This window comes from Acetobacter ascendens (genome assembly GCF_001766235.1).
GTDB lineage: Bacteria > Pseudomonadota > Alphaproteobacteria > Acetobacterales > Acetobacteraceae > Acetobacter > Acetobacter ascendens.
In genome coordinates, this window is record NZ_CP015164.1 from 2,211,672 (window position 1) to 2,225,377 (window position 13,706).

At 53.4% G+C, this 13,706-nt stretch carries 10 protein-coding genes, 1 tRNA gene and 4 pseudogenes; 7 read left to right on the plus strand and 8 right to left on the minus strand.

Features of this window, described 5'->3' with window-relative positions; translation table 11 throughout:
• The first annotated feature begins 208 nt into the window (after positions 1-208).
• On the plus strand, positions 209-535 hold the full coding sequence (locus A4S02_RS16185) for an acyltransferase family protein (protein WP_228142375.1): 327 nt from the start codon (positions 209-211) through the stop codon (positions 533-535).
• Between the two features lie 62 nt (positions 536-597).
• Here A4S02_RS16185 and A4S02_RS10850 read toward each other — a convergent pair whose 3' ends face one another.
• The 3 genes and pseudogenes from A4S02_RS10850 to A4S02_RS15290 all read right to left on the minus strand — a co-directional run bounded on the left by A4S02_RS10850 (position 598) and on the right by A4S02_RS15290 (position 3,638).
• The gene (locus A4S02_RS10850; protein ID WP_006116906.1) at positions 598-810 is read right to left on the minus strand and encodes a hypothetical protein; all 213 of its coding nucleotides are present in this window, start codon (positions 808-810) and stop codon (positions 598-600) included.
• Between the two features lie 132 nt (positions 811-942).
• A complete protein-coding gene (locus tag A4S02_RS10855) occupies positions 943-1,779 on the minus strand; it encodes a glycosyltransferase family 32 protein (RefSeq protein WP_070323786.1) in 837 nt (278 codons plus the stop codon).
• A gap of 570 nt (positions 1,780-2,349) precedes the next feature.
• A pseudogene (locus A4S02_RS15290) lies at positions 2,350-3,638 on the minus strand (IS1380 family transposase).
• A gap of 93 nt (positions 3,639-3,731) precedes the next feature.
• On the opposite strand from A4S02_RS15290, the pseudogene A4S02_RS10875 reads away from it, so the two are divergent.
• Positions 3,732-4,103 (plus strand): annotated as a pseudogene (locus tag A4S02_RS10875) (integrase core domain-containing protein); the annotation flags it as partial.
• 41 nt (positions 4,104-4,144) lie between these two features.
• Positions 4,145-4,789, plus strand: coding sequence for a tyrosine-type recombinase/integrase (locus tag A4S02_RS16420; RefSeq protein WP_082246874.1), 645 nt, complete (start codon positions 4,145-4,147; stop codon positions 4,787-4,789).
• On the opposite strand, the gene A4S02_RS10880 is transcribed toward A4S02_RS16420, so the two are convergent.
• A tRNA-Val gene (locus A4S02_RS10880) sits at positions 4,740-4,814 on the minus strand. The two genes, A4S02_RS16420 and A4S02_RS10880, sit on opposite strands and share 50 nt — an antisense overlap.
• Before the next feature lie 67 nt (positions 4,815-4,881).
• Between A4S02_RS10880 and A4S02_RS10885 the strand changes: the two genes are divergently transcribed.
• Complete coding sequence (locus A4S02_RS10885; RefSeq protein WP_070323788.1) at positions 4,882-5,808, plus strand: N-formylglutamate amidohydrolase; 927 nt, start codon at positions 4,882-4,884, stop codon at positions 5,806-5,808.
• Positions 5,809-5,913: 105 nt separating this feature from the next.
• Positions 5,914-7,791: a molecular chaperone HtpG gene (htpG, locus tag A4S02_RS10890; RefSeq protein WP_070323789.1), complete on the plus strand. Its 1,878-nt coding sequence runs from the start codon at positions 5,914-5,916 to the stop codon at positions 7,789-7,791.
• Between the two features lie 264 nt (positions 7,792-8,055).
• On the opposite strand, the pseudogene A4S02_RS15300 reads toward htpG, so the two are convergent.
• The 4 genes and pseudogenes from A4S02_RS15300 to A4S02_RS15305 all read right to left on the minus strand — a co-directional run.
• Positions 8,056-8,178 (minus strand): annotated as a pseudogene (locus A4S02_RS15300) (transposase); the annotation flags it as partial.
• 184 nt (positions 8,179-8,362) lie between these two features.
• Positions 8,363-9,748 (minus strand): IS1380-like element IS1380A family transposase, encoded by a 1,386-nt coding sequence (locus A4S02_RS10895; protein WP_070323790.1) that lies wholly within the window; start codon positions 9,746-9,748, stop codon positions 8,363-8,365.
• A 283-nt stretch (positions 9,749-10,031) separates the two neighbouring features.
• Complete coding sequence (locus tag A4S02_RS10900) at positions 10,032-11,417, minus strand: IS1380-like element IS1380A family transposase (RefSeq protein ID WP_070323791.1); 1,386 nt, start codon at positions 11,415-11,417, stop codon at positions 10,032-10,034.
• A gap of 93 nt (positions 11,418-11,510) precedes the next feature.
• Positions 11,511-12,190: pseudogene (locus A4S02_RS15305) on the minus strand (IS5 family transposase); the annotation flags it as partial.
• Positions 12,191-12,348: 158 nt separating this feature from the next.
• On the opposite strand from A4S02_RS15305, the gene A4S02_RS10915 reads away from it, so the two are divergent.
• A complete protein-coding gene (locus A4S02_RS10915) occupies positions 12,349-13,173 on the plus strand; it encodes an IS5-like element IS12528 family transposase (RefSeq protein ID WP_082246791.1) in 825 nt (274 codons plus the stop codon).
• Complete coding sequence (locus A4S02_RS10920) at positions 13,174-13,668, plus strand: DUF2501 domain-containing protein (RefSeq protein WP_070323711.1); 495 nt, start codon at positions 13,174-13,176, stop codon at positions 13,666-13,668. It abuts the gene before it with no gap.
• Positions 13,669-13,706: the final 38 nt, after the last annotated feature.

Genomic DNA, 13,706 nt, shown 5'->3' on the forward strand with positions numbered 1-13,706 from the left:
AAAAGTCACTCTTTTTATGGGGGGATTACCGTACCGCCCCACAGGGTTTATATGGGGGCTTATTGCGTATCATCTTGTGAACACACAGGGGATAGGTGATGTTATACGTGCAAAAGCACCGCAAATTCCTGCAACGCTTTCTTTCTTCTTGCTGATCTTTGCTCTTGTTGCCTCAACAGCCATACCAGCCGCGTTTCAGAACCAAATGATGCCTTTTTCCATCAGCATTGTCTCTATTCTGGCGTGTGTGTGCGTGGTGTATGCCGCCTTAAAATGCGGCACCCTGACCGTACCAAAACCACTGGTATTTCTAAGTTACTGGGGTGGAGAAATTACTTACTCCTTTTATCTATGCCACATTGTTGTTTGGGATATCCTGCAGGACATTCGCCAGTCTTACGATTTAAGAATATCGTCCGAACTTTTTGCAGTTTCAGGCATCAGCATGGCCATTCTTTTTGCCACGCTTTCTTATTTCTTTATCGAATTACCATTTTATAGAAAGAAATCTGATCTGGAACCAACGTTGAAGTAACCACAAAAAAACCGCCAAATGGCGGTTTTTTTCTTACCCAATGCTTAAAATATACCAGGGCTTTAAACGGCCTCAGACATTTCATACGGAATATTAGCTTTTGTTAGCTCTGCTAGAAAATCTCTCTCCACCACGGCATCCTTGTAATTCTCATCTTCCACACATTCCCGCCAGGAAAGTTCTGATGCAGAAGGCTTACTGGCTTTCCATGTCTGGTGCAGGGCGGATGCCTTGGAAACAAACTCTTTTAGAACAGAAATAGTAACTGTGCTCATAGGGCAAACTTTCTCTTTAATCTTGGCAATTGTCTATATGTGGCCTTCACAGATGTGCGCTGCAAGGTATCAATTCACACTTTCCACAAAGTTGTACACAGGTACACAAAACCTACACGCCCCGCACACCCCTTATGCCCGACGATGAGGCGGCCTTGCCTTACGCCAGTTCCCTTCAGCAGAAACTTTGTAAGCCAGTTCATCATGCCCATAGCTTGCTCCGGCACGGCTATGGTGGCCAAGCAAAAAACCATCGCCACAAACACGAGGCGCCCACTGCGGCGTCACCTCAAACAGATACTTTATAGCCCCAATGGTGGTGGTGCCCGGCCCGGTATTCACCCAGATATTTTCAAAGCTGTTTGGATTGTTTTTATAACGGGTAAGAGACTCACAAAGCGCATGAATTATAGCTTCAATAACGGGATGCTTTTTTCTGGAAATAATTAATCCGTTTTCAATGCACCATGGCCTGCCCATGGCATACAGAAGAAAACATTCATAAGACGCATGGCCAGTTATGTGCGCAAGAGGGGCATGCATGGAAATATCGACATCAACATAAATGCCACCATGAACATACATATCACACATACGCCACAGATCAGACCGCATGGCAGGATGGAAACACACATCAAAAAGTGCAACCATATCCTGTCCAAAATGGGTGTGCAGAAAAGCCCGAGCAGATTCATCATGCGTAAGAACCAGATCAAAATCCGGATTGTTATTTTTTACCTTTTCAATGGAGCAAGCCACATCATCTGGCAGTGTTTCACTATGCCAATATTGAGAAATTCTTTTGGGAATAGTCGGAGGCAGTATGCTTTGCTCAGGAGGATCAATATCTTCTTGAGTCAGTGTTGGAATCCAACTGCTTTCTATGCCTTCCTGCAAACAACGGAAAAAATCCATTTTACCATGCGGCGATTTAGGACGCTTAGACTGCGCACCTACATCTTTCATCATAAATATTGTTTTGTATGACATATAGAATATCGCATCTGTGATTATTTATTTTTAATAATAACAAATTACCCACCTTAAAGTAAAGGTATGAGCAAAAATGTACATCTGTTGGCAAGGGAACATGCCCCACGCAAAGTATCCCGAGAACGATGTTGAAGAAAAGATCAAAATATTCCAATGTGAGGGGTATACATAAATCCATATTATGGTCAGCCCTATCCAACCCCAAGAGCGCTCATGAACAGTCTAAAAAAGCCAAAAGATCTGTAAAAGAGCTTCTCTCTTTACTCAAGTATTACCGCCAGTTCAGGAATATCGCGCGGAGCGTTCACGGCTTTGAAGTGGTTTCTGTGGGAGATCATTGCCTGACAGCTTCTGTTCTCAACGCGGATTTCTCACACTTGAGGCAATTTCGGGTCATTTTGTAGAATTCAGTCATCCCACAGGAGCCCGATCTGGAATATTGACGATATTCTGCTTCTGGCGGCGGGTTCTGAACGCAGTGAGGGTGTCACGGCCTGAGAAGGCAGTGTTGGTGGAAGCTATGTGGTCTGTGCACTGTCTGTTTCTTCAGATGGCCTGCCGGAGCCTTCGCAATCGTGCATGAGCGAGGGCGAATTCATGCTGACAGGGGAACATGTCCGGCATGGACAGGACAATCCGACGGACGCTGAGCGTTACACGTGTCGCGATTTTGAGCAGTCGTGCGCGTATGGTGCCACAGGTCGCCGTCTCCAGGCTGGTCTGGCCAAGGGCCAGTCTTTGCAGAGCGGTCAGCAGGACATAGGCTGCGGCCGAGAACCACAGCCGGAGCTGGTTGGCCCGGATGGTGTGGGACGAGGTCCTGTCTGAGAACAGATCCATCTGGCATTCCTTGATGCGGTTTTCCATATCCCCGCGTGCGCAGTAAATCTGTTCGTAGAGATGGCGGGGGTCGGACATTCCCTGCGGTAGCGTGGTGACAATGAAGCGATGATAGCGGTTGCCGTGGCGCCATTCGGCCTTGGCCACGACCCGCCTGCGGCGCGTCCAGCTGTCCTTTGTGATCCAGTCAAAGGAGGCGAAACCGCGCGCAGCTCTGCCTGTCGTGGCGGCTTCGTCACGAACCTCAGCGGACAAAGAGGCAATCCGGTCATACAGGCGGGTGTTGCCTGCAAGCCCGAACAGGAAGTCAACGTGGTTGTCTTCGCACCATGTCATCAGACTGTCCCGGGCGAAACCGCTGTCCCCACGCACCAGGATACGCACCCGGGGCCAACGGCTCCTGATCTGCTCCACGATCCGGCGGATGTCTGCCAGTGCTTCCTTCCCCGGGTCCCTGTCTGCCGTGCGCAGGGTAGCGCTGAGGAGATGGTCCCCGCAGAAGACATACAGGGGAAGATAGCAGTTATGGCCGTAATATCCATGAAAGGCCCGGCCTTCCTGATGGCCATGGATACGGTCATCGGTGGCATCCACATCCAGAACGATCCGGGCGGGTGCGCGCTCATGCTGGTCCATGAAAAGCGTCACGAACAGGGTAGCCAGGGCCTCATGATCAGCAATGATGCGGCAGTAACGATCTGCCTGCTGCCCACTGCGCTCTAGCCGGTTCAGCGTGGATTTTCCTGCCAGTGCCGTACAGTTGGCCCGGCTTCCTGACGGACAAGGTCTTCAACCCGGTATTCCACAAAGCCGGGATGCCGCTTATCGCGAAAACAGGCAGCAAAGCGGCGGCTGAGCCCCAGAATGTCATCAGCCTGTTTCACCAGAATGACGCCCCCATCCGAACTCATGCGACCCCCGTCAAAACGGGCCACAACACGCCGTCCACAGGAGGCTGGAAACTCATACGCGCCTGCGCTACACTCTGTCTGCATCGGGTTCGTTTATTGCTTATGAAAAATTATTTTGTACAAAACAGACTTTTTCATAATCTAACCCGATGTACAACCCTTCTGTGAGATTTCCGCGTCGAGGTTGATTTTTCCCTGCCAGCCTGTCGGGTTGTCCGCTGTCTGGAACAGGTTATGGAGTGGCGTGGCAGGCCAGAAGCCATCCGAATGGATAATGGCCCTGAATATGTCAGTCATACGTTGGTTTCATGGGCCGAAAAACAGGGGATTACCCTGATCTATACGCAACCGGGTAATCCGCAGCAGAACGCCTATATTGAACGCTACAACAGAACTGTCCGGCAGGAATGGCTGGAGCAGTATTTGTTTGAAAGCATTCAGGACGTGCAGGAGGTCGCAACACAATGGCTCTGGACATATAACCATGACAGACCCAACATGGGGAACAGCGGGCTAACCCCCGCCCAGAAACTAAAAACAGCTGCCTGAATTCTCATTCAATGCCCCACTAAAAATGGGGGAATTACCGCATGTTTCTTGCACTTCTGATTGGAACGGCGTCACGCCCTGAGGCGCTTCTGCAACTCACTCGTGAGCAATGCGATCTGGGGCACGGAGTGATTGACCTTAACCCGCCAGGCCGTGCTCGAACGAAGAAGCGGAGACCACGTATCCCGGTGCCGGAGTTTTTGAGGTCATGGATTGAGAGCGTGGCCTCGGGTCATCTCGTGACCTACAAAGACAAGCCGATTCTCAAGATCAACGGAGCTTGGCGCGCCGCGCGTGAATCAGCAGGACTGCCGTCAGAAATCGTGCCCTACACAATTCGCCATACTATGGCGACCGAACTGATTACGCGTGGCGTACCAAAGATAGAGGTTGCCTCTCTCATGGGCCATGCCATGCCAAATCTTCGCACCACAGGACGTTATGTGCATGTGCGTCCGGACTTCCTCGCAAACGCCAGACGGGCTATTGACGAGGTCGCAAGCGCCATCGACCGGGTAGCAGCCCGATCGATGGTAAATTTCAATATGCGTGCTAACAGCGTGCTAGACTCAATTGCAAAGGATGGCACTCCGATGCATAAGTCTGAGAAAACCGTTGGTTTTCTGCCGGAACGGATGGTGGGCGCAACAGGGATTGAACCTGTGACCCCTACCATGTCAAGATAGTGCTCTACCGCTGAGCTATGCGCCCATCCGTAACCGTGGGCGCCTTTTATCCTTCTTGCGTAGCAAACGCAACCCCTTAGAATACCAACAACATGAAAAATCTTGCCCACTCTCTCCTGCCTCGCCATTTGGCGCGTTTGTTGGAAAACACAACAAAAGCAGACTTGCCAGATCAGGCAGACCGGGCCATCGCGCCTGCTCCGTTTGAGGTGCAGGGTGCTGTGGGTGCGCCTATTGTGCTGGCCTCTCCTCATTCGGGGCAGTTTTACCCAGAAGCCTTTGTGCAAAACTCTCGTCAGCCACTTCCCGTCTTACGCAGTGGGGAGGATAGCCATATTCACCTTTTGGCAGAACAAGCGCATGCATTAGGGCCTGCCTTGCTACATGCCACCTTCCCCCGCGTATTTTGCGATGTAAACCGTGGCGCGTGGGATCTGGATACACGCATGTTCCATGGCCCCATTCCCGCTTTTGTACGCCCTACAGAACGTGGTCTTGCTGGGCTTGGCTCCATTCCACGTATTGTAGGCAACAGAAAACCCATTTACTGGCACCGCCTTCCTTTTATGGAAGCCGCCTTGCGCATCCGCCATTACTGGATGCCTTACCATGCCATGCTGGCTGATATGCTGAACAAAACACGCACCAAGCATGGTGCCTGCCTGCTGCTGGACTTACACTCCATGCCCGATGTGCCAGAAGCTGCTAGCCCAGACTTTGTGCTGGGCGATGCCCACGGCACCACATGCCACCCAGATATTATCAGCACAGCCGAGCATACGTTGCAGAGCTTGGGCTTTCGCACTACGCGCAACCACCCTTATGCCGGTGGTTATATTACCCGCCATTACGGCAGACCACAGCATAACTTGCATGCCCTACAAATTGAAATGCGCAAAAGCTTGTACATGGAAGAAGAAACCCATATCTGCCACGAAGGCTTTGCACCGCTCTCCAACACGCTGGCAACACTTACGGAAAAACTTCTGAAACTCTTTCCTGCTTCCCACGGTTTATAGAAAAGAAGCATGCGTATTATCTAATGGGGTAGATATTGAAAACACGGCGCAACCACCACATCTGATAGTCACATAAAAGCAAACAATGCATTACAGGACGTAAACATGACAGAAACAACCCAGAACACCACACCCAATGCCGAAACGCGGGAGTTTAGTGCAGAAGTCGGGCGGATGCTGGATCTGGTTGTCCACTCTCTCTATTCTGAAAGAGAAATTTTCCTGCGCGAACTTGTGGCCAACGCAGCAGACGCTACAGACCGCAGACGCTTTGAGGCCCTGACAGACGGTGCCCGCGCCCTGCCAGAAGATGCTAAAATTCATATCAACCCGGATAAAGATGCCCGCCTGCTGACCATTACTGATGATGGTTCGGGCATGACCAAGGAAGAACTTATTAACAACCTTGGCACCATTGCGCGTTCTGGCACCCGCGCCTTTGGCCAGCAGCTTGAAAACGCTAAACCGGAAGATCGCCCTAGCCTGATTGGTCAGTTTGGTGTGGGCTTTTACGCTGCCTTCATGGTGGCGGATAAAGTGGATGTTGTATCCCGCCGCGCTGGATCTGATGAAGCATGGCGCTGGACTTCTGATGGGCGTGGTTCTTACACACTGGAACCCGCCACGCGTGATAAGCCGGGCACGGATATTACCCTACACATCAAGTCCGACGCTGAAGAGTTTCTGGACCCTACCCGTCTGCAAACCATTATTCGCAAATGGTCAGATAACATTGCATGGCCTGTCACTATCCTGCATGACGGCAAGGAAGAAACAGCCAATGAAGGTAAAGCACTTTGGTTAAAGCCCAAAAGTGAAGTTACAGAAGAACAGCTTGAAGAATTCTATCGCCATCTGACCCACAACTTCGACAAACCGTGGGATACGTTGCACTGGCGCGCGGAAGGCACCATTGAATTTGCGGCCTTGCTGTTTATTCCTTCCATGCGGCCTTTTGAATTTGCGGAACAAACACGTGAAAGCAAGTTGCGCCTACATGTGCGCCGCATGTTTATTACCGATGAAGCCGAAATTCTGCCGCCGTGGTTACGCTTTGTACAAGGCGTTGTAGATACGGAAGATCTGCCGCTTAATGTTTCGCGCGAAATGTTGCAGGCCACCCCTGTTCTGGCCCGTATCCGCAAGGCTGTCACCAGCAAGGTGATGGGTGAACTCAAAACCCGCGCCAAGGATGCTGAAAGCTACGCCGAATTTTGGGAAAACTTTGGCCCGGTTCTGAAAGAAGGCATGTGGGATGATCCCGCACACCGCACGGAAGTTGCCGCACTCAGCCGCTTCCGCTCTAGTGCTATAGATGGTCTGATATCTCTGGATGACTATATCAGCCGCATGAAGCCGGAACAGGATGCCATTTACTATGTAACGGGTGATAGCGCAGAAGTGCTGGCGGCATCTCCGCAGATTGAGGGCTTCAAGGCACGCGGGGTGGAAGTGCTGCTGCTGTCTGATCCAGTTGATTCTTTCTGGCCAGAACGTCTGGGCACGTATGAGGGCAAAGCCCTGCGCAACGTGGCACAGGGCATGACTGATCTGGAAAAATTTGGTGCGCCAGAAGAAACGTCTGCCGAAAAGGCAGACATGGAAGCCCTGATTCCAGCCCTGAAAGACGCGCTGGGCGAAGATGTTTCAGACATATGCGCAACAGACCGTCTGGTTTCCAGCGCAATGGTGCTGAGTGCGCCAGAAGGTGGGCCGGATCTGCAACTGCGCAAACTGTTGCAGCGCAGCGGACAGAATATGCCAGAAGCTGCACCTATTCTGGAACTCAACCCAGCACATCCTATCGTGCATACACTGGCACAAAAGGTAAAAGCTGGTGAAAAAGTGGATGCCTTAGCCCATATTCTGCTGGATGTTGCCAGCATCCAGAATGGTGACACACCTAAGGATGTAAATGCCTTTTCTCGCCGCCTGATGGAATATCTGGCGCAGGGCACACAGCCAGAAGGCCCAAAGGCCTAAGGTAACCGCTTCACAAAATATTTATATGTTTCAAAAAGGCCCGGTTCTGCCGGGCCTTTCCTTTTTATAAAACAAGATTTTCAAAAACTTTTTTACAATAACAGCTCAACAAGATCTGGCCGATTACAGTAGAACAGAACTTTTCCCGCTCTGGCGCATTCTAGTAGGCAGAACCCGCTATTGAGCTTTTATTACAAAAAATAGCGGCACTTTTTGAATAAGACCTGTTGTATGGAAAATTTTGAAAGGGCTATCTAGGGCCTGTTAGCACTTGATCCAGTCTGCGGCTGCAGCGATGTGTATGACGGCCAGGAACGACGCTGCGGTTTTCTCGTATCTGGTTGCAACAGCACGCCACTCCTTGAGACGGGCCCAGAGGTTCTCGACGCGGATTTCTCACACTTGAGGCAATTTCGGGTCATTTTGTAGAATTCAGTCATCCCACAGGAGCCCGATCTGGAATATTGACGATATTCTGCTTCTGGCGGCGGGTTCTGAACGCAGTGAGGGTGTCACGGCCTGAGAAGGCAGTGTTGGTGGAAGCTATGTGGTCTGTGCACTGTCTGTTTCTTCAGATGGCCTGCCGGAGCCTTCGCAATCGTGCATGAGCGAGGGCGAATTCATGCTGACAGAGGAACATGTCCGGCATGGACAGGACAATCCGACGGACGCTGAGCGTGACACGTGTCGCGATTTTGAGCAGTCGTGCGCGTATGGTGCCACAGGTCGCCGTCTCCAGGCTGGTCTGGCCAAGGGCCAGTCTTTGCAGAGCGGTCAGCAGGACATAGGCTGCGGCCGAGAACCACAGCCGGAGCTGGTTGGCCCGGATGGTGTGGGACGAGGTCCTGTCTGAGAACAGATCCATCTGGCATTCCTTGATGCGGTTTTCCATATCCCCGCGTGCGCAGTAAATCTGTTCGTAGAGATGGCGGGGGTCGGACATTCCCTGCGGTAGCGTGGTGACAATAAAGCGATGATAGCGGTTGCCGTGGCGCCATTCGGCCTTGGCCACGACCCGCCTGCGGCGCGTCCAGCTGTCCTTTGTGATCCAGTCAAAGGAGGCAAAGCCGCGCGCCGCTTTGCCTGTCGTGGCGGCTTCGTCACGAACCTCAGCGGACAAAGAGGCAATCCGGTCATACAGGCGGGTGTTGCCTGCAAGCCCAAACAGGAAGTCAACGTGGTTGTCTTCGCACCATGTCATCAGACTGTCCCGGGCGAAACCGCTGTCCCCACGCACCAGGATACGCACCCGGGGCCAGCGGCTCCTGATCTGCTCCACGATCCGGCGGATGTCTGCCAGTGCTTCCTTCCCCGGGTCCCTGTCTGCCGTGCGCAGGGTAGCGCTGAGGAGATGGTCCCCGCAGAAGATGTATAACGGCAGATAGCAGTTATGGCCGTAATATCCATGAAAGGCCCGGCCTTCCTGATGGCCATGGATACGGTCATCGGTGGCATCCACATCCAGAACGATCCGGGCGGGTGCGCGCTCATGCTGGTCCATGAAAAGCGTCACGAACAGGGTAGCCAGGGCCTCATGATCAGCAATGATGCGGCAGTAACGATCTGCCTGCTGCCCACTGCGCTCTAGCCGGTTCAGCGTGGATTTTCCTGCCAGTGCCGCACAGTTGGCCCGGCTTCCTGACAGACGTCCCGATACCAGACCAAAGATCAGGTCATGCCGCAGGGCATCGTGATCATTGAGATCTTCATAGCCCAGTGCCAGGCCCATGATCCGCTGACGAACAAGGTCTTCAACCCGGTATTCCACAAAGCCGGGATGCCGCTTATCGCGAAAACAGGCAGCAAAGCGGCGGCTGAGACCCAGAATGTCATCAGCCTGCTTCACCAGAATGACGCCCCCATCCGAACTCATGCGACCCCCGTCAAAACGGGCCACAACACGCCGTCCACAGGAGGCTGGAAACTCATACGCGCCTGCGCTACACTCTGTCTGCATCGGGTTCGTTTATTGCTTATGAAAAATTATTTTGTACAAAACAGACTTTTTCATAATCTAACCCGATGTACAACCCTTCTGTGAGATTTCCGCGTCGACGCGGATTTCTCACACTTGAGGCAATTTCGGTTCATTTTGTAGAATTCAGTCATCCCACAGGAGCCCGATCTGGAATATTGACGATATTCTGCTTCTGGCGGCGGGTTCTGAACGCAGTGAGGGTGTCACGGCCTGAGAAGGCAGTGTTGGTGGAAGCTATGTGGTCTGTGCACTGTCTGTTTCTTCAGATGGCCTGCCGGAGCCTTCGCAATCGTGCATGAGCGAGGGCGAATTCATGCTGACAGGGGAACATGTCCGGCATGGACAGGACAATCCGACGGACGCTGAGCGTTACACGTGTCGCGATTTTGAGCAGTCGTGCGCGTATGGTGCCACAGGTCGCCGTCTCCAGGCTGGTCTGGCCAAGGGCCAGTCTTTGCAGAGCGGTCAGCAGGACATAGGCTGCGGCCGAGAACCACAGCCGGAGCTGGTTGGCCCGGATGGTGTGGGACGAGGTCCTGTCTGAGAACAGATCCATCTGGCATTCCTTGATGCGGTTTTCCATATCCCCGCGTGCGCAGTAAATCTGTTCGTAGAGATGGCGGGGGTCGGACATTCCCTGCGGTAGCGTGGTGACAATAAAGCGATGATAGCGGTTGCCATGGCGCCATTCGGCCTTGGCCACGACCCGCCTGCGGCGCGTCCAGCTGTCCTTTGTGATCCAGTCAAAGGAGGCAAAGCCGCGCGCCGCTTTGCCTGTCGTGGCGGCTTCGTCACGAACCTCAGCGGACAAAGAGGCAATCCGGTCATACAGGCGGGTGTTGCCTGCAAGCCCAAACAGGAAGTCAACGTGGTTGTCTTCGCACCATGTCATCAGACTGTCCCGGGCGAAACCGCTGTCCCCACGCACCAGGATACGCACCCGGGGCCAGCGGCTCCTGATCTGCTCCACGATCCGGCGGATGTCTGCCAGTGCTTCCTTCCCCGGGTCCCTGTCTGCCGTGCGCAGGGTAGCGCTAAGGAGATGGTCCCCGCAGAAGATGTATAACGGCAGATAGCAGTTATGGCCGTAATATCCATGAAAGGCCCGGCCTTCCTGATGGCCATGGATACGGTCATCGGTGGCATCCACATCCAGAACGATCCGGGCGGGTGCGCGCTCATGCTGGTCCATGAAAAGCATCACGAACAGGGTAGCCAGGGCCTCATGATCAGCAATGATGCGGCAGTAACGATCTGCCTGCTGCCCACTGCGCTCCAACCGGTTCAGCGTGGATTTGCCAGCCAATGCTGCGCAGTTTGCCCGGCCTCCTGACAGACGGCCCGAGGCCAGACCAAAGATCAGGTCATGCCGCAGGGCATCGTGATCATTGAGATCTTCATAGCCCAGTGCCAGGCCCATGATCCGCTGACGGACAAGGTCTTCAACCCGGTATTCCACAAAGCCGGGATGCCGCTTATCGCGAAAACAGGCAGCAAAGCGGCGGCTGAGACCCAGAATGTCATCAGCCTGCTTCACCAGAATGACGCCCCCATCCGAACTCATGCGACCCCCGTCAAAACGGGCCACAACACGCCGTCCACAGGAGGCTGGAAACTCATACGCGCCTGCGCTACACTCTGTCTGCATCGGGTTTTCTTATAGCTTACGAAAATTTCTTTTACACAAAATAGACTTTTTCATAATCTAACCCGATGTACAACCCTTCTGTGAGATTTCCGCGTCGACCAGGTGCCGACACCGATAGACCCATCTGGGGCAGGCAACCGGCGCATCGCGTCGTTTTGCGGGAATGGCCGGTCGGGCTCCCATGTCCCAGATACGTTCACGGAAGGCGTCCGAGGCATAGCCCTTGTCCGCCACCACCCACAAAGGAATGGCGGGAAGGCTATCGAGCATATCTGGAGCCAGCGGCAGTTCATGGGCCTGGCCGGGCGCCAGGGCAAAACCAACAGCCTTTCCATGCCCGTCTGCTATCACGCAGACTTTTGTGCCATAGCCGCCGCGAGAGCGGCCAAGTGCTTCACGATGGTCTCGCTCTTCAAAAGAGCCCCCTTTTTTGGGGCTCCCGCCGCCTTGTGGTGAGCTCTGATATTCGTGCCATCCAGAAAAGTCATGCCGAGTGCTACTCCCTGTTGTTCCTGAACCAGTGCGAGCAGGCGTTCCCACACACCCAGCTTCGCCCAGCGGATGAAAAGCTGCGCCGCTCGCCACCATGGACCCAGTTCAGCGGGGATGCTCCGCCATTTCGCGCCATTCTCATGACGCCAGAAAATTGCTGCTATCGTACGCCGCAGATCATGTGGCGGCGTCTTGCCCCTTGGGCGAACCGCCTCAATCAGAGGTTCCCAGATCGCCCATGTCTCGTCCGTAAAGGTGCCTGTTCTGTCTCCTTCTTCCATCCCTACAATATGGGAAGAAATTCAAGATCTAACAGGCCCTAAATGTTCTCCACCAAAAAAACAATAATGGCTGCAAGCTGTATTCTGGGGCTTAGAGCCCTTTTGGAAATTCGCTATGATAGGTTTTCAAGAGGTTTTGAGCGTGATTCAAAGGCAGGATGTGGACGCCAGCACAACGAGGCCGCATGGCCGGAATTACACGCAAGACGAAACGCTATCCGTCTGATCTGACAGATGAGGAATGGGAGCGCATAGCGCCTCTGATGCCCCCTGCGAACCGGCGTGGTCGGAAACGGACAACCGATTTCCGTGAGATCATCAATGCTCTGCGCTATCTCGTGCGCTCAGGCTGCGGTTGGGAGATGCTTCCGGTTCATTTTGGCCCATGTCAAACGGTTTACTGGTGGTTCCGCAGGCTGATGCGCCGTTTCCTGTTCCAGACCATTCATGATGTCTGTCTGATGCTCGATCGTGAAGCGACAGGACGCGAAACCAGTCCATCGGGTGGTGTCATTGATAGCCAGAGTATCAAGGCACCCCACGCAAAGACACGTGGTTATGACGCAGGCAAGAAGATCGTCGGTCGGAAACGTCACATCGCAGTTGATACGGATGGCCGCCTTCTCCTGGTCCAGCTGACAACAGCCGATATTTCGGACAGTGCAGGAGGACAGATGATCCTTGATGCCATTCGCAAACGCTGGCCTTGGGTGAAGCACCTGTTTGCCGATGGAGCCTATGACCGCCTCCAGTTGATGGATAAGGCCACTTTTCTCGACTTCACAGTCGAGATCATCCGGCGGTCAGAGACAGCAAAAGGGTTTGAAATCCTGCCGCGTCGGTGGGTTGTGGAACGGACCTTCGGTTGGATGATCCGCTGGCGTCGCCTTGTGAAGGACTACGAACAGCGGATCGACGTCGCAGAGGCCATGATCCACATCGCCATGGGAAGCCTCATGCTACGCCGAAACGCTCATCCGTGAATTTCCAAAAGGGCTCTAAGTGCTGCAGGTATGGCACAAGCACAGAACACGCCTTCCCACCTTCCAGCAGGCACCACATTTCCGACCGCTCCTGCAGATGCCCTTCCGGTAACAGATCCGGCTCATCCGGCTTCTGCCCCTACTTATGGCGCACAGGTTGTGGGGAATGTTTCGGGCACCTCTACCACAGCCACCCCCGGCGTTTTGGGAGAAGGCGGCCTGCCATCAATAGAAAACGCAAGCACTGGCAATGTGGCTGGTCTACTTTCCTATTGCGTGCATAAAAATTATGCCTCTGGCACAACACCACGCAGTGTAGCCCGCAATCTTTCCAAACGCCCAGATGTGCGGAACGATCAGGGATATTCTTTAGGGGGGCAAGGGTTGCTACAAAACAGCACATCCAAACCCTTTGATATTGCCACGCTTGAGCTTTCCAAGCGTGTAAAGTTGTGCAGCGACCTTACAAAAAAAGGCCAAAGCCTGACAGACTAACATCCTTCCATGCTTGGGGGCAGGTATAACTGCTTGCC

Bases quoted from the DNA above. Each gene is read 5' to 3' on its own strand.
- A4S02_RS10855 (WP_070323786.1), bottom strand. From the start codon at position 1,779: ATGATGAAAGATGTAGGTGCGCAGTCTAAGCGTCCTAAATCGCCGCAT.
- A4S02_RS16420 (WP_082246874.1), top strand. From the start codon at position 4,145: ATGTTTCTTGCACTTCTGATTGGAACGGCGTCACGCCCTGAGGCGCTT.
- htpG (WP_070323789.1), top strand. From the start codon at position 5,914: ATGACAGAAACAACCCAGAACACCACACCCAATGCCGAAACGCGGGAG.
- A4S02_RS10885 (WP_070323788.1), top strand. From the start codon at position 4,882: ATGAAAAATCTTGCCCACTCTCTCCTGCCTCGCCATTTGGCGCGTTTG.
- A4S02_RS10895 (WP_070323790.1), bottom strand. From the start codon at position 9,748: ATGCAGACAGAGTGTAGCGCAGGCGCGTATGAGTTTCCAGCCTCCTGT.
- A4S02_RS10915 (WP_082246791.1), top strand. From the start codon at position 12,349: ATGTGGACGCCAGCACAACGAGGCCGCATGGCCGGAATTACACGCAAG.
- A4S02_RS10850 (WP_006116906.1), bottom strand. From the start codon at position 810: ATGAGCACAGTTACTATTTCTGTTCTAAAAGAGTTTGTTTCCAAGGCA.
- A4S02_RS16185 (WP_228142375.1), top strand. From the start codon at position 209: ATGCCTTTTTCCATCAGCATTGTCTCTATTCTGGCGTGTGTGTGCGTG.
- A4S02_RS10900 (WP_070323791.1), bottom strand. From the start codon at position 11,417: ATGCAGACAGAGTGTAGCGCAGGCGCGTATGAGTTTCCAGCCTCCTGT.